This is a genomic window from Burkholderia arboris, from assembly GCF_038723655.1.
GTDB lineage: Bacteria > Pseudomonadota > Gammaproteobacteria > Burkholderiales > Burkholderiaceae > Burkholderia > Burkholderia arboris.
Map to the genome: position 1 here is coordinate 3,134,235 of NZ_CP109822.1, position 23,812 is coordinate 3,158,046.

A 23,812-nucleotide genomic window follows, 5' to 3' on the forward strand; every position below is an offset into this window, starting at 1 on the left:
TGGATGAGTGCCAGATTCGATATTTGCGTTATACCGGTGCGCTCCGCAGAATGAAAGCCTGCCGTGCCGGAATCACCGTTCCGGCCATCCTGTCGGAGCGCTCATCGACGTGACTACCCTCCTGTCCTATCTGCTGGTCGTGGCGGCCGGCATCAGCGTCGCCTTGCAGCAGGTGCTCAACGCAAACCTCCGCGCGCAGATCGGCTCGCCGTGGTGGGCCGGGTCGGTCAGCTACCTCGTCGGCCTGGCCGCGATGCTGGCCGTCGCGCTGCTGTCGCCGCATCCGCGCTTGAGCGGCACCGTTTCCGGCGCAGGATCGTGGTTCAGCTGGACGGGCGGATTCTTCGGTGCGGTGTTCGTCGGCGTCGCGATCTTGATGGTGCCGCGACTGGGCGCGGCCACGACGCTCGCGCTGATCGTCGTCGGGCAGATGACCGGCGCACTCGCGTTCGACCACTTCGGCGTGCTGGGTATCGAGCAGCATTCGGCCAGCCCGGTCCGCATTGCCGGCGCAGCGTGCCTGATCCTCGGGGTCGTGCTGATCCGCGCTTGAAGCGCGTTGCTGTCGGCTCGCGTGCGCGGCCGATAACCGGCCACGCACGCGCTCGCCGCTACGCTTACGCGTAGTTCATCATCACCGACTTGCTTTCCGTGTACTGGTCGATCACCGCGCGGCCGAGTTCGCGGCCGAAGCCCGACTGCTTCATCCCGCCGAACGGCAGTGCGTTGTCGAGCAGCGAATGGCAGTTGACCCAGACGGTGCCGGCCGCGATACGCGGAATCAGCTTGTGGATCGCCGACAGGTCGTTCGACCAGATGCTCGCGCCGAGGCCATACGGCGTGTCGTTCGCGAGCTGCACGGCCGTGTCGAGATCGTCGAACGGCATCGCGACGAGCACCGGCCCGAAGATCTCCTCGCGCACGACGCGCATCGCCTGCGTCGTATCGACCAGCACGGTCGGTTCGACGAAGAAGCCGGGGCCGTCGATCGCACGGCCGCCCGCCGCCGCGCGCGCCCCTTCGCCGAACCCCGAGTCGATATAGCTGCACACGCGCTCGCGCTGCTTCGCCGAGACGAGCGGGCCGATCTGCGTCGACGGGTCCATCCCCGGGCCGATCTTCAGGCTCGCGGCGATCTTCGCGACGCGCTCGATCACGCCGTCGAACACCTTCGAATGAATATACGCACGCGAACCGGCCGTACACACCTGCCCCTGGTTGAAGAAGATCGCATTCGCGACGCCCAGCGCGGCCTTGTCGGGATCGACGTCGGGCAGCACGATCACCGGCGACTTGCCGCCGAGTTCGAGCGACATCCGCGTCATGTTGTCGAGCGCCGCGTGGCCGATCGTCTTGCCCGTCTGCGTCGAACCCGTGAATGCGATCTTGTCGATGCGAGGATCGCGCGACAATGCCGCGCCGGCCGTGTGGCCGTAACCGGTGACAATATTGACGACGCCGTCCGGGAACCCGGCTGCCTGGATCAGTTCGCACAGTCGCAGTGCGCTCAGCGGCGTATCTTCGGCAGGCTTCAGCACGACGGTGCAACCGGTTGCGAGCGCCGGCGCAATCTTCCACGCCGCCATCAGCAGCGGGAAATTCCACGGGATGATCGCGCCGACCACGCCGACGGGTTCCTTGCGCGTATAGGTGAAGATCTCGCTGTCCGGGATGTACGGCATGCCGGCGTCGATCACGCTGCCTTCGATCTTCGTCGCCCAGCCGGCCATGTAGCGAAAGCATTGCGCGGCCATCGCGACGTCGAGCCCCTGCGCGACCATGACCGGCTTGCCGTTGTCGAGCGATTCGATTTCGGCGAGCTCGCGCGCGTTCGCTTCGATCAGGTCGGCGAGCACGAGCAGCAGGCGCTCGCGATCGGTGGTCTTCGCGGTACGCCACGGGCCTGAATCGAATGCACGCCGCGCCGCGGCGACCGCCTGCTGCACGTCGCGTTCGTCCGCTTCGGGCACACGCGCGATCACGGCGCCGTCGGCCGGGTTCACGACGTCGAGCTGGCGGCCCGACACGGCATCGCTCCACTCGGCACCGATCAGCATCTTCTTCGGCTTCGCGAGGAACGCGCGCGTCGCGTCGAGCAACGCAAAGGTTTCGTTCGTCTCCATGTCCACGTCTCCTTGATTGTTTGAATGAGTCGGTCAGTAGCGATCCGTGACGCCGTCGATCCCGCGTGCCTGCAACGCGCGGACCAGGCCCGCGCGCACGGTCGCGACGTCGGCAAAAGCGGGACGGCGATGCGCGGCGACTTCGGCGGCCGTGTAGGGCTTGAAGCCGCGCGGCAGCGCATCGCGGTTCATCGTCGTGAGCACCCAGTTGAGCACGTCGGCCAGATCCTGGTCGGACAGCGCCGAGTTCGATGCGCCGGGCACGCGCATCACATACTCGCGCCCGGCCGGCAGGTGCGTGAAATAGCCGAGCGAATTCGCGAGCGGCGGCACCTTGCCGGGGATGCCGCCGCCCGTCGCCGTATGGCAGCCCATGCAGTTGAGCACCCAGTGCTGACGCGCGAGCGTCGCATCGGCCGCACCGTCGGCATGCGCGGGCGGTGCGACCGCGCATGCGGCAGCGCCCGCCAGCAGCAGCCACGCCGCCACGCGGCGCGACACGCCGACGAGCCACGACGACGCGCCCCGCGTGCCCTGCGCGGAGGCGTCCGCACGGGACGCGCAGGCGCCGTTCACAGCCCGAGCCCCTTGATCACCACCGCGCGTTGCGCATGCACGGCCGTGCCGTCCATCTGCTTCGCACGCGCCGCGCGGATATCGGCCGCCGTGAACGGCTTCGCGTCACCGTGCTGCGCGTTGAGGTCGAACACGACGTAGTTGAGCACGTGCGCGATGTCGTCGTCGGTCGCGCTCGCGAACGACGGCATCTTGAAGTTGTAGCGCTTGTCGTGCACCTCGATCTCGCCGAACATCCCGTGCAGCAGCGTCGCGACCAGTTGCGCGCGCCCCGGCTCGGCCGCCGCATACTTGCCCGGATACTCGGTCAGCGGCGGCGCAAGGCCGTCCTGCCCTTTCCCGCCCGCCTGGTGGCACACCGCGCACTGCGCATCGAACAGGCTTTTCCCGGCCGGGTAATGCACGGTTTCCTGCGCGCCGGCCGTGCCCGGCAACGCGAAGGCTGCCGCGGCCGCCATGCATGCAAAGACCCGCTTTCCTGCTTGCTTCACTTTCATTGCTTCGCCGCTCCCAGCAGAACCGAAACCGAACAGTGGTAATTCGAATTACCGTTCGCCATGCACCAGTTGATGTCGTTGTTCAGCGACAGCTTGTACAGCGGCTTCTCGCGCTCGTTGCGGTTGCAGAAGCACTTGCCGCAGGACGTCTTGCCGCAGCAGTCGTTGTACGACACGATGTAGTCCGAACCGTCGTGCGGGTTGCGGCAGGTGCCGATCCACGTGATCGGCGAAGGCGTCGTGCCCGGCGGGCAGCTGCTCGACGTGCCGCCGCAGCAACTGCAAAGCCAGCCGTCGATCGCGCAATACTTCCAGTAGTCGCAGCTCATCGGGTCGTCGCTCGCGCCCGATGCAGCACCGGACGCACCGGCTCCGGCGTCGGCCGCATACGCGGTGCGATCGACCGGCAGCAGCGGCAGCAGCGCCGATCCCACCAGCACCTTGCCGAGCTTTGCCATCGCGCTGCGCCGCGAACTGTGCTGCGCGACGCCGCGCGCCGACCGCTCGAACCATGAATCAAACAGGCCCATGTCGTTGTTCTCCCATGACGTTGTAAGTGGGTCGGCCGGTCATGCGTGCTGCGCGTGCGCGTCGTGGCTGTGATCGCCATGCACGAACTGCTGCAACGATGCGACGCCGCGCTCCTTCGCCTCGAACAGGCTCTCGAGATGCTCGCGCGTATTGACGAGCCCCTTCGCACGCACCGTGCCGGTTTCGTCGAGCAGCACCGCATACGGCAGCTTGCCGATCTGGTACGCGAGGCCGAGCTCCTGCGACAGCACGTACGGGAAGCGCCCGAGGTCGTGCTTCTGCGCGAAGCGCGCGTGTTCGTCGACATCGCCGTCGCTTGCGAGCACGATGTTCACCGGCGTCGATTCGCTTGCCTGCAGCGACGGCAGCAGCGGCAGCAGCTTCTTGCAGACCGGGCAGGTCGACGACAGGAAGAACAGCAGCGTCGCCTTGCCCGATGCGTCGATGCCGCCGACCTTCACCTGCGAGCCGCGGATGTCGGTCAGTTCGAACGTCGGCGCGATCGCGCCGACCGCCGGCCCCTTGTCGATCATCAGCGCGCCGGCCGGCATGATGCGTTCGTACAGGATGCCGATCTGGCGCACCAGCGCGAGGCAGATCGCGCCGAGCGCGAGGACGGCCACCCACAGCAGGGCGGTGGAAACGGTGAGAGCGGTTTGCATCATGAATTCCTCAGGTGGGAAAGGCGCGGTACGTTGGCGAGCAGCACGTCGACGGTGAGCAGCGCGCAGACGATCAGCAGCACGGAGAAGAACAATGTCAGGTAGTCGAACCACACGACGGCGCGCGTGCCCGGTTCGACGAACGCGGTGGCGGCCAGCACGACGAGCAGCAGCACGCGGCCGACATGCAGCCAGCCGATGCCGCGCGGCGCGTCCGTGCGCGCGGCGGTGAAGCCGGAACAGCCGCAATCGATGTCGGTATGGCCGCGCAGCAGGTTGATCGCGAGCCCGGCCGCGAAGGTCAACAGCAGCGCGATCAGGCCGGCCGCACCGGCCATGCGCGTATCGGGAAACAGCAGCGCGGCGGCGCCGAGCGCTTCCGCGAGCGGAATCGCGAACGCGACGGGCGCGGTCAGCGCATCGGGCAGCAGCCGGTAGCCGGCGAGCGCCTGCCGGAAGGCAGCGGGACGGCGCATTTTCGCGAAGGCGCCGAGCAGCACGACGGCGGCCGCGCCGGCCTGCGCACTGGTGGCGAGAACGGGATCGAGGGTCATCGCGGCCTCACGGGTTGACGAGCAGCGACGACGTATTGCCGATCTGCTTCTCGACGTTCTGCAGCTTGCCGGTGCGCGCATCCATCACGACGAGGTCGGATGTCGCCGTCAGCCCGTAGAACAGCGGCTTGTCGTCCTCGCTGACCTGGATCGACACGAGCGGATCGACCTTCTGCTGCGCGAGATCCCAGCGCGCGACGCGTTGCTTCGACTTCAGGTCGTACACCCACACCTGCGTGCCGGGGTCTTTGTGAGAACCGTCGGTGCCCTTGTGCATCAGCACGTAGTAGCGGTTCTGCTTCGCCTGCACGGCCGTCTGCTGCATGCCGCCGGGGCGCCAGCCTTCGGCGCGTTCGGCATCCGTCAGCAGCGACCACGGCTTGCCGAACGCCGGCTTGTCGCCGCTGAAATCGGCGCTGCGCACGTTGCCGCCGTAGGTCGTGAACAGATAGTCGCCCTTGTATCGCGATGCGTTCACGAAAGCCGGATCCTTGTCGACGTCGATGAACGCGTCCGACATCGTGCGTTTCGTTTCCTTGCCGTTCGCGTCGAGCGTGACGGTCAGCGCCTTGCCGCTTTCGCACAGCGCGGTGACGCGATCGTTGCCCGACGGATACGCGAGCACGCAGGCGGCCGTGTCGATCTCCGACAGCACTTTCTTCGATACCGCGTCGATCACCGTCATCGACGCGGCCGGCGTGATGTTCGCAACGTACAGCCGCTTGCCGTCGGCGCTGAACGCGGTGTTGTACGGCGACGGCACATGCTGCGCGTGCTTCGCCGGAATCACGATCTCGCCCGTGTGATCGAGCGTCGTGTTGTCGGTCATCTCGACGACGTCGGTACGCGTGCCGTGCGAGCCGCGCGAGAAGTAGGTCGTCGCGACGAAGCTTGTTTTGTGGTCGGGCGAGATCGCAAGACCGGGGCCGAAGCCGCCGTCGATCTGGCCGAGCAGCTTCTTCGCGTCGGCGTCGTACACATAGATGCGCCCGTCGGTCATCGACGGCATCGAGATGTCGACGATATAGACCTCGTGCGGATGCCACGGCGGCATCTTCTGCACGACCAGTTCCTCGGGCTGTTCCGTCGCATTCGCGCTGCCGGCCCACGCCGCCGCGAACGCCAGCGTCGCCGCGAGCGCCGCGGTTCGTCGCCTTGTCCTCATGTCGCCTCCAGTTGGGGATTCACGTTATGTGGGGCGACTGTAGTTCGACAATAAATGCGGTCAGCACCAGGACCGGCAACGCGAGCGTGCCGATTCGGGATATTGGAAATGCGCGTGAAAGCCTCGTGGCCACGCGCCTTCCGACCCTCTGAAGAATGCGCGCGGAATAGCGCTCCCCCTTATTGCGCCGACCGCTTGGTCGGTTTAATCTTTCGCGGTCCTGCTCGACACCCCCGGAGGCGCTGTGTTCGTGTTTCACGAGATGTTCGACGACGCGGACCGGCATGCCGAGGCGCTGCGCGGCTGGAATCAGCGCTACGACCAGATCGGTCCGGGTTCGTACCGCAGCGCGGTCAAGCACGCGGTGCTCGACGGCCTGCAGCTGTTCCAGGAAGCCGCGAACGTGCGCATCATCCAGCGCGGCCGGCTGCCGCCCGGCCATACGGTGTTCGGCATGCCGCTCACCGGCTCGGGCGCGTTCGCGTTCGGCGGCGCGCGTATCGAGCGCGGCACGATGGTGATGGCGCGCGGCGGCGCACCGTTCGAACTGCATTCGCCCGACGACATGTCGCTGATCGGCGTCGTCGTCGATGCCGACCTGCTGCAGCAGGTCGAGGATGCGGCCGATGTGCGGCTCGACGAAACGACGCTGCGGCGCGGCGTCGTCGACATGCCGACGGCCGTGCTGATGCGCGCGAGCGTGCAGATCGCGACGCAGCTCGAACGCGTGCTGTCGTCGCCCGATACCTACAGTGATGCACGCGTGCAGCGCGAACTGCGCGGCGAAGTCGGCAACGTGCTCGTCGATCTCCTCACGTACCGGATACCCGAGGCGTCGAACCGGCTCACGCACGCGTGCCGTGCCGATATCGTGCGCCGAGTGCACGACTACGTGATCGAGCATCCGGAAGCGCCGGTCGACGTGCTGAGCCTGTGCGCGCAGTTGCGCGTGAGCCGGCGCACGATGCAGAACAGCTTCCAGTCGGTCGTGCAGACAAGCCCGCTGCACTACGTGCGCTCGCTGCGCCTGTCGCAGGTGCGGCGGATGCTGCTCGACACGCGGCAGGCCGATTTGCCGATCAGCGATGCAGCCGCACGCTGGGGCTTCATCCACCTCGGCCATTTCGCGAACGCATACAAGGCGCAATTCGGCGAACTGCCGTCGACCACCGCGCGCCGTTCCGTGCGCAGCGCAAAAACGCGCTGACGCGCGCAAAACCCGCGATAATCTCCCGCTGACCGTTCGGCGCGTGCGAACCGGCGCGGCGCCAGCCCGCCCGAGCGTAGCCCCGTGCGATGCGTGACGACCACCGGATTCGATCCCCTGCCCCGATGCCCGAGGATTTCCACTTCCTGTTGCTGCCCGGTTTCTCCGCGCTCGGCTTCATGTCGGCGGTCGAACCGCTGCGCGTCGCGAACCGCTTCCGCACCGAGCTGTATCGCTGGCACGTGATCAGCGCCGACGGCGCACCCGTCGCCGCGAGCAACGGCATTCCGGTGGCTGCCGAAGCCGCGTGCGCGGACGTCGAGCAGGTCGACACGGTGTTCGTCGTCGCGGGCTTCGATCCGCTCGTGTGCTACACGCGCCCGCTCGCCGACTGGCTGCGCCGCCAGCACCGGCATGGTGCAACGCTCGGCGGCATCGATACGGGCAGCTTCGTGCTCGCGGAAGCCGGGCTGTTCGACGCGTCGCAACCGCTCACGCTGCACTGGGAAGCGCTGGCCGCGTTCCGCGAGCGCTATCCGGGCCTCAACGCGACGCAGGAGCTGTTCGAGATCGACGACCGGCGCATCACGTGCGCGGGCGGCACTGCGTCGATCGACATGATGCTCGACCTGATCGGCCGACGGCACGGCGCCGATCTCGCGGCGGCCATCTCCGAGCAGTTCGTCGTCAGCCGCATCCGGCAGCGTTCGGACAGCCAGCGGCTCGAGATCGCCGCGCGCTACGGCGTGCACAACCGCAAGCTGATCCAGGTGATCGGCACGATGCAGCAGCACATGGAGAACCCGCTCGGCTCCGACGCGCTCGCGCAGGATGTGTCGATCACGCGGCGTCAGCTCGAACGGCTGTTCAGCGCGACGCTGAACGACACGCCGACGCACTTCTACCTGAACCTGCGCCTCGATCGCGCACGCGAGCTGCTGCAGCAGACCGACATGAGCATCACGTCGGTGTGCGTCGCGTGCGGATTCGAATCGCCGTCGCATTTCTCGCGCACCTATCGCGCACGCTTCGGCGTCAGCCCGCGCAGCGACCGGCGTGCGACGCGCTGATCGTCGCGCGTTTTAATCACAATCCTGCGCGGTATTACGCGTTCCGGCAGCGTTTCCCGTCGTTCGCTGAACAATGCCGGCGATTGATCGGCCGACCGAAGCGATCATCGAAAATAATTTGGAATGTCGCTGAAAATATTCTGTAACATAAGTTGAAATTAGATAGGCTGCCTAACGAGACGATCCGCAGGCTCGACGCACGTCGCGCCACGCAGGCTGCCACCGATATCAATATCGATCCGAGGGGTATGACATGACGATGCTCGATTCGCCGTCGCCGCACCTGCCTGCCGTTCGCTTCTCATTCGCCTCTTCCGCCCGTTTCTTTTCGACCTGACATTTAGGGTTCCTTAGTCAGTCGACACTCCCAACACCGCTTCGCCGCACCGGTTCCATCGAACCGGCGCGCGGGCCGTGTCGTGCCTGCCCGCCACAAGCGCGCGGGCGTGTCCAACCGTTGAGATGAGGATCACGTATGCAGACATCACGCAAAGCACTGCCGCTCGCCCTGGGTCTCGCGCTCGGTTTCGGCATCGTCGGCGGCACCCTGGCCGATACGAAAGTCTCGAATCCGCAGGCAGTGAGCCTGCGCGAAAGCCTGACGCGCGGCGTCGCGCCGCCGGCCGCGAAATCCGATACGGCCGGCGGGCAGTTCCGCGCAGACGGCGTCGCCGTCACGCTGTACAACCCGGCCTATCGCGTCAAGAAAGCAGCCACGACGCCCGCCGCCACTGCACGCGACTTCGTCGCATCGCAGGCGACACAGCTCGGGCTCGATTCGGCCGCACTCGCGAGTCTCGTCGTCACGTCGGAGCGCAACGACGCGGACTTCACCGTCGTGCGCCTGCAGCAGCAAGCCGCCGGACTGCCCGTGTACGGCAGCGAGATCGCGGTGACGGTCGCGAAGGACGGCCGCATCCTGTACGTCGCGAGCAACACGGTCAACGGCGTGGTCGCGACAACGCGCAAGTCGCAGGCCGTCGACCAGCAGCAGGCGCTCGACCGCGCCCGCGCGTATCTCGGCGTCAGCGGTTTCACGAATCTCGACGCGCAGCTCGTCGCGTTCGTCGACAAGACCGGCACGCACACCGCGTGGAAGGTGCGCGGCCGCCCGCAGGACGGCCCGAAGGGCGACTGGGAATTGCTGATCGACTCGGGCAGCGGCGAAGTGCTGCGCGCCGAGGACAAGGCGTTCTATGCGACCGACGGCACCGGCTTCGTGTTCCGGCCCGATCCGCTTTCGCCGACGAAGAGCAGCTACGGCAGCACGGGCTACAAGGACAACAACGACGCCGATTCGACGCAGCTCACGGCCGCGCGCGTGCGCGTCACGCTCAAGGATCTCGCGCAGTCGGGCTCGCGCTACACGCTGACCGGCCCGTACGCGGCGTGCGTCGATTTCGATGCACCGCTCGACAAGGCCTGTCCCACGCAGTCGACGCCTGCGTTCGAGTTCACGCGCGGCAACCTGTATTTCGAGGCCGTGAACGCGTACTACCACATCGACACGTTCCTGCGTTACGTGAACCAGACGCTCGGCATCAAGGCGCTGCCTTATCAGTACACGGGCGGCGTGCAGTACGACCCGCACGGGGAATCGGGCGACGACAACTCGTCGTACTCGTCGAGCAGCGGCCGGCTGACCTTCGGCCAGGGCGGCGTCGACGACGCGGAAGATGCGGACGTCGTGATCCACGAGCTTGGCCACGGCATCCACGACTGGGTGACGAACGGCGGCCTGTCGCAGCAGGAAGGGCTGTCCGAAGGCACCGGCGACTATCTCGCCGCCGCTTACAGCCGCGACTTCAACCAGTGGAGCCCGTCGGACGCGCAGTACCACTGGGTCTACAACTGGGACGGCCACAACGAGTTCTGGGGCGGCCGCGTGACCAACTGGAACGTCGGGCGTACCTATGCGCAGGCACGCGGGGCGGAAATCCACACGGCCGGCCAGTACTGGGCGTCGTGCAACCTCGTCGCGCGCGACGCGATCGGCGCGCAGGCGATGGACAAGGCGTTCCTGAAGGGGCTGTCGATGACCAACAGCTCGACCAACCAGAAGGCCGCCGCGCAGGCCGTCCTGACGGCCGCATCCGCGCTCGGCTACAGCAGCGCGCAACTCACCGCGATCGGCAACGCGTACAACAAGAGCTGCACGTACGGCGTGACCGTCCCGCAGAAGTCGTAGTTCCCCGCAGCAGGCGGGGGCGCGTCGCACGACCTGCGGCGCGCTCCCTTCATCGACATCGCCATCCTCACGAGATCGAACATGCCTACTCTGACACTGACCCGCCTGAGCGCCGCACTGGGCGGCATGCTACTGACCGCCGCCGCGCACGCGACACCTGTCTGGATCACGCTCGGCGACACCGCGTTCCGCCAGCTTCAACGCATCGACGCAAGCGCCACCGCGCAGTACAGCACGACCGTCGACGCCGGCAAGACGGCCGACGGCGCCGCGCGCCGCGAAACCGTTCACGTCGTCGAGATCGACGATTCACGGCTGGGCGAGCTGGCACACGCCGTCCACCATACGCGCGGCCACGGGCCCGGCTACGTCGTGCACGACTCGTTCGACGAAGCGCGGCAGGCGCTGCAGCCCTTGCCGGCCACGCTGGCCAAGCAGGCCGCAGCCCCCGCGTACAAGATATCGAACGCGCCGCAGATCGGCACCTGGATCCAGCAGCTGCAGGCCAGCAACATCGTCGGCACGATCACGTCGCTGTCCGGCTTCACGAACCGGTACTACACGACGTCACACGGCGTCGCCGCATCGGACTGGCTCGCGCTCCAGTGGAAACAGCTGGCCGGCTCGCGTGCCGACATCACCGTCGAACAGTTCACGCATACCGGTTTTCCGCAGAAATCCGTGATCCTGACGATCCGCGGCAGCGATCCGGCGGCGGGCACCGTCGTGCTCGGCGGCCATCTCGATTCGACCGTCGGCCGCACGACGGAGAACACGCGTTCGCCCGGCGCGGACGACGATGCGTCGGGCATCGCCAGCCTCACCGAAGCGCTGCGCGTGCTGCTCGCGAACAACTACCGGCCGAAGCGGACGATCAAGTTCGTCGGGTATGCGGCCGAGGAAGCCGGCCTGCTCGGCTCGAAGGCGATCGCGAAGCAGTTCCGCATGCAGAATGCGAACGTGGTCGGCGTGCTGCAGCTCGACATGACGAACTACAAGGGCGATCCGAAGGATATCTACCTGATCACCGACTACACGAACGCGGCGCAGAACACCTACGTGACGAACCTGGCGAAGACCTACCTGCCGGAGCTCGCGATCGGCACGTCGCAGTGCGGGTATGCGTGCTCGGATCACGCGTCGTGGAATGCGCAGGGGTATCCGGCGTCGTTCCCGTTCGAGGCCGACCAGAACGACAGCCCGTACATCCATACGGTGAACGACACGCTGGAGAATTCGGACCGGCAGGCGAACCACGCGCTGAAATTCGGCAAGCTGGCGCTGGCCTATGCGGTTGATCTCGGCGGCAATGGCGGGACAGCTGCGAAGCCCTGACGCCCGAGAATGAAGGAAGCGTGTACGCGAGGCCCGCGCACGCTTCCTTCCCGACGCCTTCCTGCGCTCAGACGATCTCGTCCAGCGTCCCGTACAGACACATGCCCAATGCGAGCGCGACCGCTGCGGAAGCCGGATTGTCCAGCTGGCACCGGTACTGCGGTTCGAGCCTGTCACCCAGGGCTGCCATGCTCATTGCGTGAACGACCCCGCGCGCGTGGCCGCGTCCCCGGAATTCGGGTAGCGTCAGTACGCCCATGTCGGCCAGACAGGATTCCCACCACGCGTACACGCTGCCCGCGCAGACCAGCCGATCCTGCTCGAACGCGCCGAAGACGCGCCAATGGCCGAGTTCGACGCTCGCCGTATCGAAATCGTCCTCCGGCATCGCGGCGCGGAATGCCTCGAACGCCGCGCGATCCGTTGCCGTCAGCAACCGGACCCGCTCGGGCAACACGTGCGCCGACAGGTCGGCCAACACCGACGCCGGATAGTAGAAGAGATGGTCCGCACCGCACAGTTCGCCGCCGGATGCCGACAGCCGGTCGAGGAACGCGGTCATCGACCATGCGTTCGTTTCGTTCAGGCGCAGCCTCCGCGCAACCTCGCCCTGCACGACGATCCGGCTTCTCCCGTCGGTCGGTACGAGAATCATGCCCTGCTCGTCGTCCAGTTCGGCGCTGACGGCAATCTGCAGATCGTCACCCTCGTAAATGCGCCGGTTTCCTGAAAATTTCTGCTGCCAGAACGCATCGATACATTCGTTAAACACTGTCCACCTCCCGTTCGGGTTGCCGTTCATGCCCGCGCGTGCGGCTAGAATCGTCATTCGTCCACTCCGCGACACACTTCCGCCATGACCGAATCCACCCGCTCCTACGACGACCTGCCGCCCGCCCGCGTCACGACTGCATTCGACCTGCCCGGCCATACGACGGTTCGCTCGCTCGGTGTCGCACAAGGCATCATCGTGCGCTCGCGCTCGATCGTCGGCTCGTTCGGCGCCTCGCTGCAGACGATCTTCGGCGGCAACATCACGCTTTATACGTCGCTGTGCGAGAAGGCGCGCCAGCAGGCCTTCGACAAGATGCTCGCCGATGCACGCAAGCTCGGCGCGAATGCGATCGTCGCAATGCGCTACGACTCGACCGAAATCGGTTCGGGCGTGACCGAAGTGATCTGCTACGGCACGGCCGTCATTGTCGCACCGGCTTGATGCCCGAAGCCGGCCCGGGCGGTGGAAACCGCGCGAAACGCGTGCGAAGTTTTCGATTGACGCGCCGCGCGGTTCCCTCTTACCATCGCACTCGTTTCAATTCATGGAGGCGTCTGTGCCTACCGATGCGAGTTGTAGTTGGTCCTGGACCAACCTGACTGCCGCCTGAGGAAGCTTCGCAGAGCCTTGTCTTCTGCCGCATCCCGGGATAGCAGGATGCGGTGTCTTTCAGGATCGGCGTACCGTCGATCCGAAAATCCCGTACTCGACAATTCAGTTGCCGCTCGACGCTCGAGCGGCGTCCGTGCGTGACCCGCGTCGCGCGCGTGTGTCCGGCCGCATGCTCGTGCATGCGCGGCCGTTGCACGCGTGCGTCGCCTCGATAGACAGGAGTTCGAAATGGACGACGACAGTAGCCGATTAAGCAGCGCCGGCGCGCGTTCGCACGCCATGCCGGCACGCACCCGACTCCCAGCCCTTCATCAGCCGATCGCGCCCGACGCGGCGCGGCGGGAAGCGTTCGTCCGTCGCTGACGTCATGACGCTCCCGCCGTGTGCAGTCCGGCGCCAGGAGCACGCATGACACGACTCGCCTTTCTCGCCCACCCGGCCGCGCAACCGCGGCCCGTTCACCACAACCGGTACGACGCCTTCCCGCGTCGCGGCCCTCCCTGGCCTCTGCGGCAATCCGCCTCGCTGCCGTCACGCACTTCGCGATGACACGGTCCGGCTCGCCCGCGCCGCGCGTCATCTCCATGTTCCGGCAAGGCCGCGAAGCCCGTCTTTCGCAATCGCCGCCGGCCGGACCCGCACGACTCACTCCATGTCCGATGTACCGGGAGAACACCATGCAACCCACGATGAAACTCCATGCCAGCCGCTTGATCCGTGACAGCTACGTCTACTTCAGGATGCCGTACGCGCTGCATCTGCATTCCGACCGGATCGCGGCCGCCTACGACCAACTGGATCGGCGGCAAAAACATGCATTCTCGTTTCCTGAGCATACCGACGGATTCCTGCCGTTCGGCCTCGAATACTCGCGTACGCCCGAGCGGCCCGATCTGTGCGACCGGTTCTGCTACTGGGTTGCGCGCCGCGATGCGCATCACGGCTATGCGCTGACCAAGTCCGCGTTCTATCGCGAGCTGGCCGCATACGAAGCCTGCATCAACGCGATCGCGCAGGACCTGCTCGATGCGGTATGCGAAAACCTCGGCGGCACCGCGCAGCCGCCGGTCCGGCACAGCTCCTACCTGCAGTTCTGCGCATACGAGCCACACCATTGCAGCCAGGACCGTGCGTACCTGCAGGATCCGCACGAGGACGGCCACTTGCTGTCGTTCATCCGGCCGGCCGCCCCCGGCCTGGTGCTGCTGCCCGATTCATCGCCGGTTTCCGCGCTGCCGCGGCCGGACGAAATGATCGTGCTGGCCGGCTCGCTCCTCGAGGCGCTGACCGACGGCGAAGTGCCGGCAATGCAGCACGCCGTCGAGCGGCCGCGCGCGCGCGTGCGGCGCACGTCGCTGATGTATTTCGTCAATCCCGACCTGTCGGCGGGATACGCCAGCACGATCGTCCACCGGCGGCCGCTGGACCTGCGGGCCCTTGCCGAGCAAAGACACGTCGCGTTCGGCAACAGCACGCTGGGCCACCCTTGCGCGGCCTGACCCGACGCCTCCCGCCCGACTTTCCCCCGGAGACACCATGCTTGGACGCTTCCTCCCGGTCGAGAACCGGTTTTTCGATCTCTTCGATACGCATGCGCAGCACATCGTGTCAGCCGCCTGCGAGCTTCAGATGCTGCTCGACAATCTCGACGACGCCGAATCGGGCATGGCCAACGTGCAGACCGCCGAACGCACCGGCGACACGCTCGCACACGAGGCGATCGACCTGCTGCACAAGACGTTCATCACGCCGCTCGATCGCGACGAGATCCACAAGCTGATCACGACGATGGACGACATCCTCGACCTGATGGAGGACGTCGCGACCACCGTCGTGGTCTACGACCTGAAGTCCGTCACCGCGGAAGCGAGTGAACTCGCGGACATCGTCGTGCAGTCGGCAATGCAGGCGCAACTGGCGATCAACCACCTGTACGACCTGAAGCAATCGCCGCGGATCCTCAAGGCATGCGAAGAAATCGATGCGCTCGAAACCCGCGCCGACCGCGTGCTGCGCGCGGCGATATCGAAACTCTTTCGCGACGATATCGACGTGAAGACACTGATCAAGCTGAAGGGCGTGTACGACCTGCTCGAACGCATCACCGACAAATTCGAGGATGTAGCGAACATCGTCGAAGGCATCATGCTGGAAAACGCGTGAGTGACTGAAGAAGATGCATTCGATCCAACTCGCCCTGTGGATGGTCGCGACGCTGGTGCTCGTCGCGCTCGTATTCGACTTCATGAACGGCTTTCACGACGCGGCGAACTCGATCGCCACCGTCGTGTCGACCGGGGTGCTGAAACCCCGGCAGGCCGTCGTGTTCGCGGCCGCGTTCAACGTGATCGCGTATTTCATCTTCCACCTGAAAGTCGCGCAGACCGTCGGTAGAGGCACGATCGATCCCGAGATCGTCGACCACTACGTCATCTTCGGCGCGCTGGTCGGCGCGATCGGCTGGAACGTGATCACCTGGTACTACGGGATTCCGTCGAGCTCGTCGCACGCGCTGATCGGCGGCCTCGTCGGCGCGGCGCTCGCGAAGTCGGGCTGGAGCTCGCTGAACATCGACGGGCTGCTGAAGACCGTCGCGTTCATCTTCATCTCGCCGCTGCTCGGTTTCATCCTCGGTTCGCTGTTCATGCTCGGGGTGTCGTGGCTGTACTTCCGTACCGCGCCCAGCAAGGTCGACCGGCGTTTCCGCCGGCTGCAGCTGCTGTCGGCCGACCTGTACAGTCTCGGCCACGGCGGCAACGACGCGCAAAAGACGATCGGCATCATCTGGATGCTGCTGATCGCGAGCGGCTACGCATCGGCCACCGCCGATGCGCCGCCTGCGTGGGCGATCGGCGCGTGCTACCTGTCGATGGGCCTTGGCACGCTGTTCGGCGGCTGGCGCATCGTGCGCACGATGGGCCAGAAGATCACGAAGCTCAAGCCGGTCGGCGGATTCTGTGCGGAAACCGGTGGCGCAATGACGCTGTTCATCGCGTCGTTCCTCGGCATTCCGGTGTCGACCACGCATACGATCACCGGCGCAATCGTCGGTGTCGGCGCGACGCAGAAGCTGTCGGCCGTGCGCTGGGGCGTGGCCGGCAACATCGTGTGGGCGTGGGTGCTGACGCTGCCCGCGGCCGCGCTGTTCGCGGCCGGCGGATGGTGGCTCGGCCACCGGCTCTTCTGACGGGGCCGGGCCGCGGCCCGGCGCGTCACGCGTCGCGCTCGAGCGACTTCATGTTCGTGAGCTGCGGAAACAGCCGCATCCATGCGAGCGCCACCGCGATCGTCGCCGCGCCGCCGACGACGATCGCCGTTGGGGCGCCCCACCAGGCGGCCGTTACGCCCGATTCGAATTCGCCGAGCTGGTTCGACGTGCCGATGAACAGCGCATTGACTGCGCTCACGCGCCCGAGCATGTCGTCGGGCGTGCGCAACTGCACGAGCGACAGGCGCACGACGACGCTGATCACGTCCGACGCGCCGAGCGCCGCCAACGCGACGAGCGACAGCGCGACGTGCCGCGACAACCCGAACACGATCGTCGCGATGCCGAACGCGATCACGCCGCCGAACATCGCGCGGCCCGGCCGCCCCTTCAACGGGAAACGCGTGAGCCACAGCGTGCCCGCGAGCGCACCGACCGCGGGCGCCGCGCGCAGCGCCCCGAGGCCCCACGGCCCGACCTGCAGGATGTCGCGCGCGTAGATCGGCAGCAGCGCGGTCGCGCCGCCGAACAGCACCGCGAACAGGTCGAGCGACAGCGCGCCGAGAATCGCCGGCTCGCGCCGGATGAACGCGATTCCCGAGAACACCGAGCGCAGCGTGACCGGCTCGCGAGCCGGCAGCGCGCTGCGCAGCGGAATCGTGCCGCTGAGCACGGCCGCGATCGCGAATGCGACGACGCTCGTGCCGAACGCGGCCGGCGCACCGACACCATAGAGCAACCCGCCGAACGCGGGCCCGAGGATCTGCGCGGCCTGGTTCGCGGACGTCGACAGCGCGGTCGCGCGCGGCAGGTCGGTGCGCGGCACGACGGCCGGCAGCAGCGACGACACCGACGGCGACTCGAACGCGCGGGCCGTGCCGACGATCGCCGCGAGCGCATACACGGCCGGCGCGGCCAGCCATCCTTGCACGGCGCCGAGCAGGAACACGCCGGCGGCCAGCGCCTCGACGCCCTGGCAGATCGTCGCAATGCGCCGGCGGTCGTAGCGGTCGGCCACCTGCCCGACAACGAGCGTCAGCGCGAACATCGGCACGAACTGCGCGAGCCCGACGAGGCCGAGCGCGAATGCGCTGTGCGTGAGCGCGTAGACATACCAGCCGATTGCGACCGACAGGATCTGGAAGGCCAGGGAGGACATCACGCGCGTGCCCCAGAAACGCTGAAACGGCGCGTGGCGGAACAGATTGACGGGTAACGGGGATAAAGGACTGGAGTCGGGCACGGGGTCGGTCATCGGGGTCTGGGCGGGCGGCACTGCGCACGGCAACCGTCCGGAACACGACGACGCCCGCCGATGCAGGGGCGCGACGACGGTGCAGGCGCGGCCAAATCGCGATGATATGCCAACCTCGGAAAACGGGCCGGGGGCAACGCCGGCGACATCGTGCGGGTGCGGGTGCCGACGATTCCGGCGGCCGCGCCGATCGCGGCCGCCGGGGCGTGGCGGGTGCACCGGATCGTTCGATGCACGCGGCCCGCGAGTTTTACCGCGGCGTGCCGCCCGTATCGGTCGAGTCCATCGCGATGCTGAACAGGCGCTGGCCTTCCCGGGTGTCCTCGACTCGCCAGCCCTCGGCGCTCAACGCCTCCCGTATCCGGTCGGCTTGCGCCCAGTCCCGGTCCGCCCTCGCGCGCTCACGATCACCGAGCAACACGCGAACGTGTTCCGGAACGTCGAACGCAACCGGCCGCCATTCGCGTAAGCCGAGACCAAGCACGGTGTCGAAGCTGTCCACGGTCGCCTTCAGGGTCGCGGGCGGCAGGTTGCTCCTGACCAGATCCCACAGCACCGCGAGTGCCCTGGGCAGATTCAGGTCCTCGTTCACTTCGGCGTCGAATCGCGCGGCGAAATCGGCGTCGACGCGCCCGCCTTCCGGCCAGCCGGCGTACAGGTGCCGGAGTCGATTCAGCGCGGTGTGCGCCGCGTCGAGCGACGCCCACGTGAAATGCAGCTTGCTTCGGTAGTGGGCCGTCAGGCACAGGTAACGGTACGCGAGCGGATCGACGTTCCGGCTCTGCAAGGACTGCAGACGGATGAAGTCGCCGCTCGACTTCGACATCTTCGCATCGGCGTCGAGCGTCAGAAAGTGCCCGTGCATCCAGTAATTCGCGAGCTGCGTGCCGTGGGCCGCCCGGGTCTGCGCGATCTCGTTGCTGTGATGCACGGCGATATGATCCTCGCCGCCGCAGTGAATATCGAACAACGTCCCGAGATACTTCGCCGACATCGCCGAGCATTCGATATGCCAGCCCGGAAAGCCCCGGCCCCACGGGCTGTCCCATTCCATTTGCCGCTTGACGCCGGCCGGGCTGAACTTCCACAACGCAAAATCCGTGATGCTCCGCTTCTCGCCCAGCGCAACCCGCTTCCCCGCCTGCAACCCGGCGCGGTCCAGCCGCGCGAGATAGCCGTAGTCGTCCTGCCGGCTGGTATCGAAGTAGAGACCATCGTCCGTCCGATAGACGTAGCCGGCCCGGTCGAGCGTATCGATGAACGCGACCTGTTCGGCGATGTGATCGGTGGCACGGCACCAGACCGTCGGCTCGAGCAGATGGAGCGCGCGCCAGTCCCGGACGAACGCGTCGGTGTAGCGCCGCGCGATGGCCCATGCCGACTCGCCGGTGCGACGGCTCCCCTTCTCCATCTTGTCTTCGCCTTCGTCCGCATCCGAAGTCAGATGGCCGACGTCGGTGATGTTGACGACGTGCCGGACCGCGTATCCGTTGCGCTCCAGTACGCGGCGCAGAAGATCCTCGAACACGTAGGTTCTCAGGTTGCCGATATGCGCATCGTCGTAGACCGTGGGGCCGCAGCAGTACATGCCCACCTGCCCGGCACGGATGGGGGTGAACGGGCGCACGGTACGCGACCAGGTGTCATACAGCGCAAGCGGCATCGAGTTTCTCCGTTCCGAAGAGGTGGGCCCAAAAACAAAAAGGCCGCCTGTTTTGCATCACAGGCGGCCGGAAGGCGATTGCTTGAAAGTTTAGCGAGTTCGCTAGACGCAAATTCCCCCTGGCACGTTCTGACAACATGCACGGGTAACCGAGGAGAGGGAATGGGTGCGATCAAGCATGCGGACGATGCTAGCGTCTATGGACGGCACAGGTCAAGACCATCCGACCGCCGTTCCCGGTAACGATCCCGGGGCGCCGGCCAGGCCGTCGGCATCGACGGGACGGATCTCGTGCCCGCTCACACCCGGCGAACAAAAAAAAGCGCGAACCTCGGTTCGCGCCAAAGAGAGACCTCGCTGAAGACATCGCTACGCCACACCGCCCCGCTCAGAACGAATGCCGCATCCCGATCCGCACATCGGCCTGCGTCTGCGTCGTCGACGGCGTGAAGCTGTAGCCGATCACCGCATCGACACCCTGCGACGCGCGCAGGTAGTCGCCGGAGATGTACACGTCGGTGCGCTTCGACAGCAGGTAATGCAGGCCCGCCGTGCCCTGGTTCCAGTGATGGCCTTCGAAGCGCGTGTGCTGGTAGCCCGCGATCAGGCTCAGCGCCGGCGTGAACTGGTACGAGCCGCCGCCTTCATACACCTGCATGTGCGACGACTGGCCGAAGCCCTTGATGGTCGTGTACGAGAAGTTGCCGTCGAGCGTCAGCTTGCCGATCGTGTAGCTCGTACCGATGCCGAACGTGCCCTGGCTGTCGACGTCCATCGCCGTGTTCGAGAACAGGTCGGTGCGCGCGCCGGTCGCCGGATCGACGGTCACCGTCTGCTGGCCGAGGAACGTGTGCGTGCCGATCATCGCGTACGGGTCGAACGCGTAGATGCCGTTCGGGTTGTTCAGGCGCGTGTACGCGGCGCCGATCGAGAAGTCGCCCTTCGTGTAGCTCGCGCCCGCGCTCCACGCGCTGTTGCGGTGGAAGTTGCCCGCGACGTTGCCGAACGAGTACATCGCGCCGAACTTGAAGCCGCTGAGGTCGTTCGACAGGAACTTCACCGAGTTCGGCAGGCGGTCGCCGTTGAAGCGGTCGAAGTCGCCCTGGTGGATCGCATAGCCGCTGCCCCACGCCGAGATGTTGTAGATCGAGACGAGTTCGTTCGTGATGTCGAGCTGGTTGCCGAACGACAGCGTGCCCCAGTCGTTCTGCAGGCCGACATACGCCTGCCGGCCGAATTCGGCGCCGCCGAAGCCGAGTTGCCCGTTGCCGAGGCGGAACCCGCTCTCGAGCGTGAACACGGCCTTCAGGCCGCCACCCAGGTCTTCGGTGCCCTTGAGACCAAAGCGGTTCCCGTAGGCAACGCCGTCGTCGAACTTGACGACGTGCGAGCCGCCCGTGTTGTTCACGTACGTAATGCCCGCGTCGAGAATCCCGTACAGCGTCACGCTGCTCTGTGCATGCCCGATGGCGGGAATACAGGCCGCGCATGCAAGCGCGGCGGCTACGGCAACTTTCGTGTGCTTCATTGTCGACCACCCTCCCTGAACCGTTCGATGGATAGAATCTCGTCCCGGCGCGTACCGCGATGCGCAGGTGGATTCGAATTCAATACGCCCGCTGGCTTCGGCATTTCGTTTTTCGCAATAACGCAGCCATTGGCGAAAAATACAAACCCATATTTCGCATCACCCGTCTGAAGGCGACACTAAATGGTCACGATGCGACCGGTCGGGAAAACACGTAGACAGGCGGCGCGGTAAAACCGGCCGCCCGGAGGGAGGGGATCAATGGCCGTCGAGGGCCGCGCGCACGGCCGGCAGGCCCGGTGCGCCGGCCGCCGTCGTCACGCCGTCCAGCCAGCCGGCGACCAGTGCCGGGTCGGCCTTCAGCGCATGCTGCGCCGCGAGCGCGGGCGACGTCTTGTTGTCGAGCATGTCGGCGATCATCCGGTTCTCGACGTCGACGGAGAACGTCATCTGCCGGAACAGCCGCGCGAGGTTCGCGCACTGGCCCGCGAATCCGGAACGCGTGACCGTATTGACCGTTGCGCCGCCGTAGTTCGGGCCGAAGTACGCGTCGCCGCCCGACAGATAGGTCAGATGGAACTTCGTGTTCATCAGATGCGGCTCCCACGCGAGAAACACGATCCAGCGCTTGTCGCGCACCGCGCGCTCGACCTGCGTGAGCATGCCCGTCTCGCTCGATTCGACCAGCGACCAGTTCGCCGGGCCGAGCGCGTGGTCGGTGAGCATCCGCTTGATGTTCTGGTTCGCGGGGGCGCCGGGCTCGATCCCGTAGATCTTGCCGCCGAAGCGGTCTGCGTTGCGCGCAAGGTCGGCGAACGTATGCACGCCGGCGGCCGCCACGTAGTCGGGCACCGCCAGCGTGAACTTCGCGCCGCTCAGGTTCGCGTGCAGCACGTCGATCGACTTGTCGTCGACGAACGGCTTCACGAGCGGCGCCTGCGCGGGCATCCAGTTGCCGAGGAACACGTCGACCTGCCCTTTCTTCAACCCCTGGTACGTGATCGGCACCGACAGGTTCGCCACGTCCTGCCGGTAGCCGAGCGCCTTCAGCACGACGCCCGCCATCGCGTTCGTCGCGTCGATGTCGGTCCAGCCGGGCGCCGCCATCTTCACGTCGTTGCATGTCTGCGCGTCGGCCGCGTGTGCGCCCTGCGCCGTCATCAGGCACGCGGCCGCGGCGAGCGCCGCGCCGATCCGGATTGCTGCATTGCATTGCCGTTTCATCGTCCGCTTCCTCCGTCGTTCGTTCAGGTTCGCGATGCGGGCCACTCAGCGCCCGACACGCGGAAAACGCGCCATCGCCTCGAGCGTGTCGAGTTCGATGTGATTGCGCATGTAACGCTGGCTCGCGTCGGTGAACGGCTGCCAGTCCCACGCCTGGATGCGGCCCTGCGTCGTCGCCGCGTAATGGAAGCGGCGGCGCCGCTGGCTCGCGCGCACCTGCCGGTCGAGTTCGGGCAGGTCCCAGCGCCGCGCGGCTTCCGCGCGGAACGCGGCAAGCACGTCGGCGGCTTCGGGCACGCCGGCCAGGTTCGTCAGCTCGCGCGGGTCGTCCGACAGGTTGTAGAGCTGGTCGGGATCGAGCGGGCAATGCACGTACTTCCAGTCGCCGCGGCGGATCATCACCACCGGCGCGACCGCGCCTTCCGCGAGGTATTCGCCGAGCGCGACGTCGTGCGCGGGCGTGCCGTGCAGGTGCGGCACGAGGCTCGCGCCGTCGACGGGATCGGGCCAGCCGCCGGCCGGCGCGGCGCCGGCCAGATCGACGAGCGTCGGCAGCAGGTCGAGATGCGACACCGGCCCGCGCACGCGCGCGGCGCCGAAACGGCCCGGCGCATGGACGATCAGCGGCACGCGGCAGCCGCCTTCGAAGAACGTCATCTTGTACCAGAGCCCGCGCTCGCCGAGCATGTCGCCGTGGTCGGACGTGACGATCACGATCGTGTCGTCGGCGAACCCGCATTGTTCGAGCGCGGCCAGCACGCTGCCGAACTGCGTGTCGACGTAGGACGTCGCGCCGTAGTACGCGCGGCGCGCGGCACGGATCTGCGCGTCGGTGGGCGGCGTGCGGTCGTTCTCGCAGACGAAGCGCAACCGCTGCGAATGCGGGTCGCTTTCCGCCGCATCGAGCCGCACGGCCGGCATGTCGATCTCGTCGTCGTTGTAGAGATCCCAGTAGTCACGCGTGATCGCATAGGGATCGTGCGGATGGGTCAGCGACACGACCATGCAGAACGGCCGCGCATCGTGCCCGGCCGCACGCTCGCGGGCGACGTCGTAGAGCTTCTGCTTCGCGGCGAACGTGACTTCGTCGTCGAAATCGAGCTGGTTGGTCCGCACGCACGGGCCGGCCTCCAGCACCGAACTCATGTTGTGATACCAGCTGGGCCGCTCGGTCGGCTGGTCCCAGTCGGGCACCCAGCCGAAATCGGCCGGATAGATGTCGGTCGTGAGGCGCTCCTCGAAACCGTGCAGCTGGTCGGGCCCGCAGAAGTGCATCTTGCCGGACAGCATCGTCCGGTAGCCGCCCGCGCGCAGGTAATGCGCGAACGTCAGCGTTTGCGCCGGCAATTCGGCGGCGTTATCGTAGGCGCCGATCCCCGACGGCAGCTTGCCGGTCAGCAGCGAGAAACGCGACGGCGCGCACAGCGGGCTCGCGCAGTACGCGGCGTCGAACACCACGCCTTGCGCGGCGAGCCGGTCGAGCGTCGGCGTGCGCGCGACGCGGTTGCCGTAGGCCGGCAGCGCGAACGGCGTAAGCTGGTCGGCCATCAGGATCAGGATGTTGGGTGTCGGGTTCGTCATCGGCGGTCGTGGGGAAAACGGTGTTCGAATGGAACGGCGCGCCGCTCGGGCGGCAAGA

At 66.7% G+C, this 23,812-nt stretch carries 22 protein-coding genes; 9 read left to right on the forward strand and 13 right to left on the reverse strand.

Annotated features, from left to right (window positions below; translation table 11 throughout):
• Positions 1-109: 109 nt before the first annotated feature.
• Entirely contained in the window at positions 110-553 is a 444-nt protein-coding gene (locus tag OHZ10_RS31530) for a DMT family transporter (RefSeq protein WP_059239294.1), read from the forward strand.
• Between the two features lie 64 nt (positions 554-617).
• Here OHZ10_RS31530 and OHZ10_RS31535 read toward each other — a convergent pair whose 3' ends face one another.
• The 7 genes from OHZ10_RS31535 to OHZ10_RS31565 all read right to left on the reverse strand — a co-directional run bounded on the left by OHZ10_RS31535 (position 618) and on the right by OHZ10_RS31565 (position 6,108).
• Positions 618-2,123 carry an aldehyde dehydrogenase family protein gene (locus tag OHZ10_RS31535; protein ID WP_342705320.1) on the reverse strand — a complete coding sequence of 502 codons (1,506 nt, stop codon included), beginning with the start codon at positions 2,121-2,123 and terminating at the stop codon, positions 618-620.
• A 33-nt stretch (positions 2,124-2,156) separates the two neighbouring features.
• Complete coding sequence (locus OHZ10_RS31540) at positions 2,157-2,624, reverse strand: c-type cytochrome (protein WP_425394799.1); 468 nt, start codon at positions 2,622-2,624, stop codon at positions 2,157-2,159.
• Between the two features lie 71 nt (positions 2,625-2,695).
• A complete protein-coding gene (locus tag OHZ10_RS31545) occupies positions 2,696-3,196 on the reverse strand; it encodes a c-type cytochrome (protein ID WP_059239288.1) in 501 nt (166 codons plus the stop codon).
• On the reverse strand, positions 3,193-3,726 hold the full coding sequence (locus OHZ10_RS31550; RefSeq protein ID WP_256087224.1) for a methylamine dehydrogenase light chain: 534 nt from the start codon (positions 3,724-3,726) through the stop codon (positions 3,193-3,195). The genes OHZ10_RS31545 and OHZ10_RS31550 overlap by 4 nt, the downstream gene beginning before the upstream one ends.
• Before the next feature lie 39 nt (positions 3,727-3,765).
• The gene (gene mauD, locus OHZ10_RS31555) at positions 3,766-4,392 is read right to left on the reverse strand and encodes a methylamine dehydrogenase accessory protein MauD (protein WP_256087223.1); all 627 of its coding nucleotides are present in this window, start codon (positions 4,390-4,392) and stop codon (positions 3,766-3,768) included.
• Positions 4,389-4,943 carry a MauE/DoxX family redox-associated membrane protein gene (locus OHZ10_RS31560; protein WP_256087222.1) on the reverse strand — a complete coding sequence of 185 codons (555 nt, stop codon included), beginning with the start codon at positions 4,941-4,943 and terminating at the stop codon, positions 4,389-4,391. The genes mauD and OHZ10_RS31560 overlap by 4 nt, the downstream gene beginning before the upstream one ends.
• A gap of 7 nt (positions 4,944-4,950) precedes the next feature.
• On the reverse strand, positions 4,951-6,108 hold the full coding sequence (locus tag OHZ10_RS31565; RefSeq protein ID WP_059239280.1) for an amine dehydrogenase large subunit: 1,158 nt from the start codon (positions 6,106-6,108) through the stop codon (positions 4,951-4,953).
• 262 nt (positions 6,109-6,370) lie between these two features.
• Here OHZ10_RS31565 and OHZ10_RS31570 point away from each other — a divergent pair, with 262 nt between their 5' ends.
• The 4 genes from OHZ10_RS31570 to OHZ10_RS31585 all read left to right on the forward strand — a co-directional run bounded on the left by OHZ10_RS31570 (position 6,371) and on the right by OHZ10_RS31585 (position 11,908).
• A complete protein-coding gene (locus OHZ10_RS31570) occupies positions 6,371-7,315 on the forward strand; it encodes a helix-turn-helix domain-containing protein (RefSeq protein ID WP_264168280.1) in 945 nt (314 codons plus the stop codon).
• A gap of 125 nt (positions 7,316-7,440) precedes the next feature.
• On the forward strand, positions 7,441-8,385 hold the full coding sequence (locus tag OHZ10_RS31575) for a GlxA family transcriptional regulator (RefSeq protein WP_174992541.1): 945 nt from the start codon (positions 7,441-7,443) through the stop codon (positions 8,383-8,385).
• Positions 8,386-8,860: 475 nt separating this feature from the next.
• Positions 8,861-10,573 (forward strand): M36 family metallopeptidase, encoded by a 1,713-nt coding sequence (locus OHZ10_RS31580; RefSeq protein WP_174992513.1) that lies wholly within the window; start codon positions 8,861-8,863, stop codon positions 10,571-10,573.
• An 81-nt stretch (positions 10,574-10,654) separates the two neighbouring features.
• Positions 10,655-11,908 (forward strand): M20/M25/M40 family metallo-hydrolase, encoded by a 1,254-nt coding sequence (locus OHZ10_RS31585; protein WP_174992514.1) that lies wholly within the window; start codon positions 10,655-10,657, stop codon positions 11,906-11,908.
• Between the two features lie 67 nt (positions 11,909-11,975).
• Here the strand turns inward: OHZ10_RS31585 and OHZ10_RS31590 are convergent, their stop codons facing one another.
• The gene (locus tag OHZ10_RS31590; RefSeq protein ID WP_342705322.1) at positions 11,976-12,710 is read right to left on the reverse strand and encodes a GNAT family N-acetyltransferase; all 735 of its coding nucleotides are present in this window, start codon (positions 12,708-12,710) and stop codon (positions 11,976-11,978) included.
• Positions 12,711-12,764: 54 nt separating this feature from the next.
• On the opposite strand from OHZ10_RS31590, the gene OHZ10_RS31595 reads away from it, so the two are divergent.
• The 4 genes from OHZ10_RS31595 to OHZ10_RS31610 all read left to right on the forward strand — a co-directional run bounded on the left by OHZ10_RS31595 (position 12,765) and on the right by OHZ10_RS31610 (position 16,482).
• Positions 12,765-13,124, forward strand: a complete 360-nt coding sequence (locus OHZ10_RS31595) for a YbjQ family protein (RefSeq protein WP_059239270.1) — start codon at positions 12,765-12,767, stop codon at positions 13,122-13,124.
• Positions 13,125-13,972: 848 nt separating this feature from the next.
• Positions 13,973-14,794: a 2OG-Fe(II) oxygenase family protein gene (locus tag OHZ10_RS31600; protein ID WP_342705323.1), complete on the forward strand. Its 822-nt coding sequence runs from the start codon at positions 13,973-13,975 to the stop codon at positions 14,792-14,794.
• Between the two features lie 37 nt (positions 14,795-14,831).
• Complete coding sequence (locus OHZ10_RS31605; protein WP_342705324.1) at positions 14,832-15,458, forward strand: DUF47 domain-containing protein; 627 nt, start codon at positions 14,832-14,834, stop codon at positions 15,456-15,458.
• Positions 15,459-15,471: 13 nt separating this feature from the next.
• Positions 15,472-16,482: an inorganic phosphate transporter gene (locus OHZ10_RS31610; RefSeq protein WP_342705325.1), complete on the forward strand. Its 1,011-nt coding sequence runs from the start codon at positions 15,472-15,474 to the stop codon at positions 16,480-16,482.
• Between the two features lie 25 nt (positions 16,483-16,507).
• On the opposite strand, the gene OHZ10_RS31615 is transcribed toward OHZ10_RS31610, so the two are convergent.
• The 5 genes from OHZ10_RS31615 to betC form a co-directional block, all read right to left on the reverse strand.
• Positions 16,508-17,758 (reverse strand): MFS transporter, encoded by a 1,251-nt coding sequence (locus tag OHZ10_RS31615; protein WP_174992518.1) that lies wholly within the window; start codon positions 17,756-17,758, stop codon positions 16,508-16,510.
• Between the two features lie 250 nt (positions 17,759-18,008).
• Positions 18,009-19,421 (reverse strand): cysteine--tRNA ligase, encoded by a 1,413-nt coding sequence (gene cysS, locus OHZ10_RS31620; RefSeq protein ID WP_342705326.1) that lies wholly within the window; start codon positions 19,419-19,421, stop codon positions 18,009-18,011.
• Positions 19,422-19,809: 388 nt separating this feature from the next.
• On the reverse strand, positions 19,810-20,949 hold the full coding sequence (locus OHZ10_RS31625) for a porin (RefSeq protein WP_059239261.1): 1,140 nt from the start codon (positions 20,947-20,949) through the stop codon (positions 19,810-19,812).
• Between the two features lie 258 nt (positions 20,950-21,207).
• A complete protein-coding gene (gene choX, locus OHZ10_RS31630; RefSeq protein ID WP_256087215.1) occupies positions 21,208-22,173 on the reverse strand; it encodes a choline ABC transporter substrate-binding protein in 966 nt (321 codons plus the stop codon).
• A 45-nt stretch (positions 22,174-22,218) separates the two neighbouring features.
• On the reverse strand, positions 22,219-23,754 hold the full coding sequence (gene betC, locus OHZ10_RS31635; RefSeq protein ID WP_342705327.1) for a choline-sulfatase: 1,536 nt from the start codon (positions 23,752-23,754) through the stop codon (positions 22,219-22,221).
• Positions 23,755-23,812: the final 58 nt, after the last annotated feature.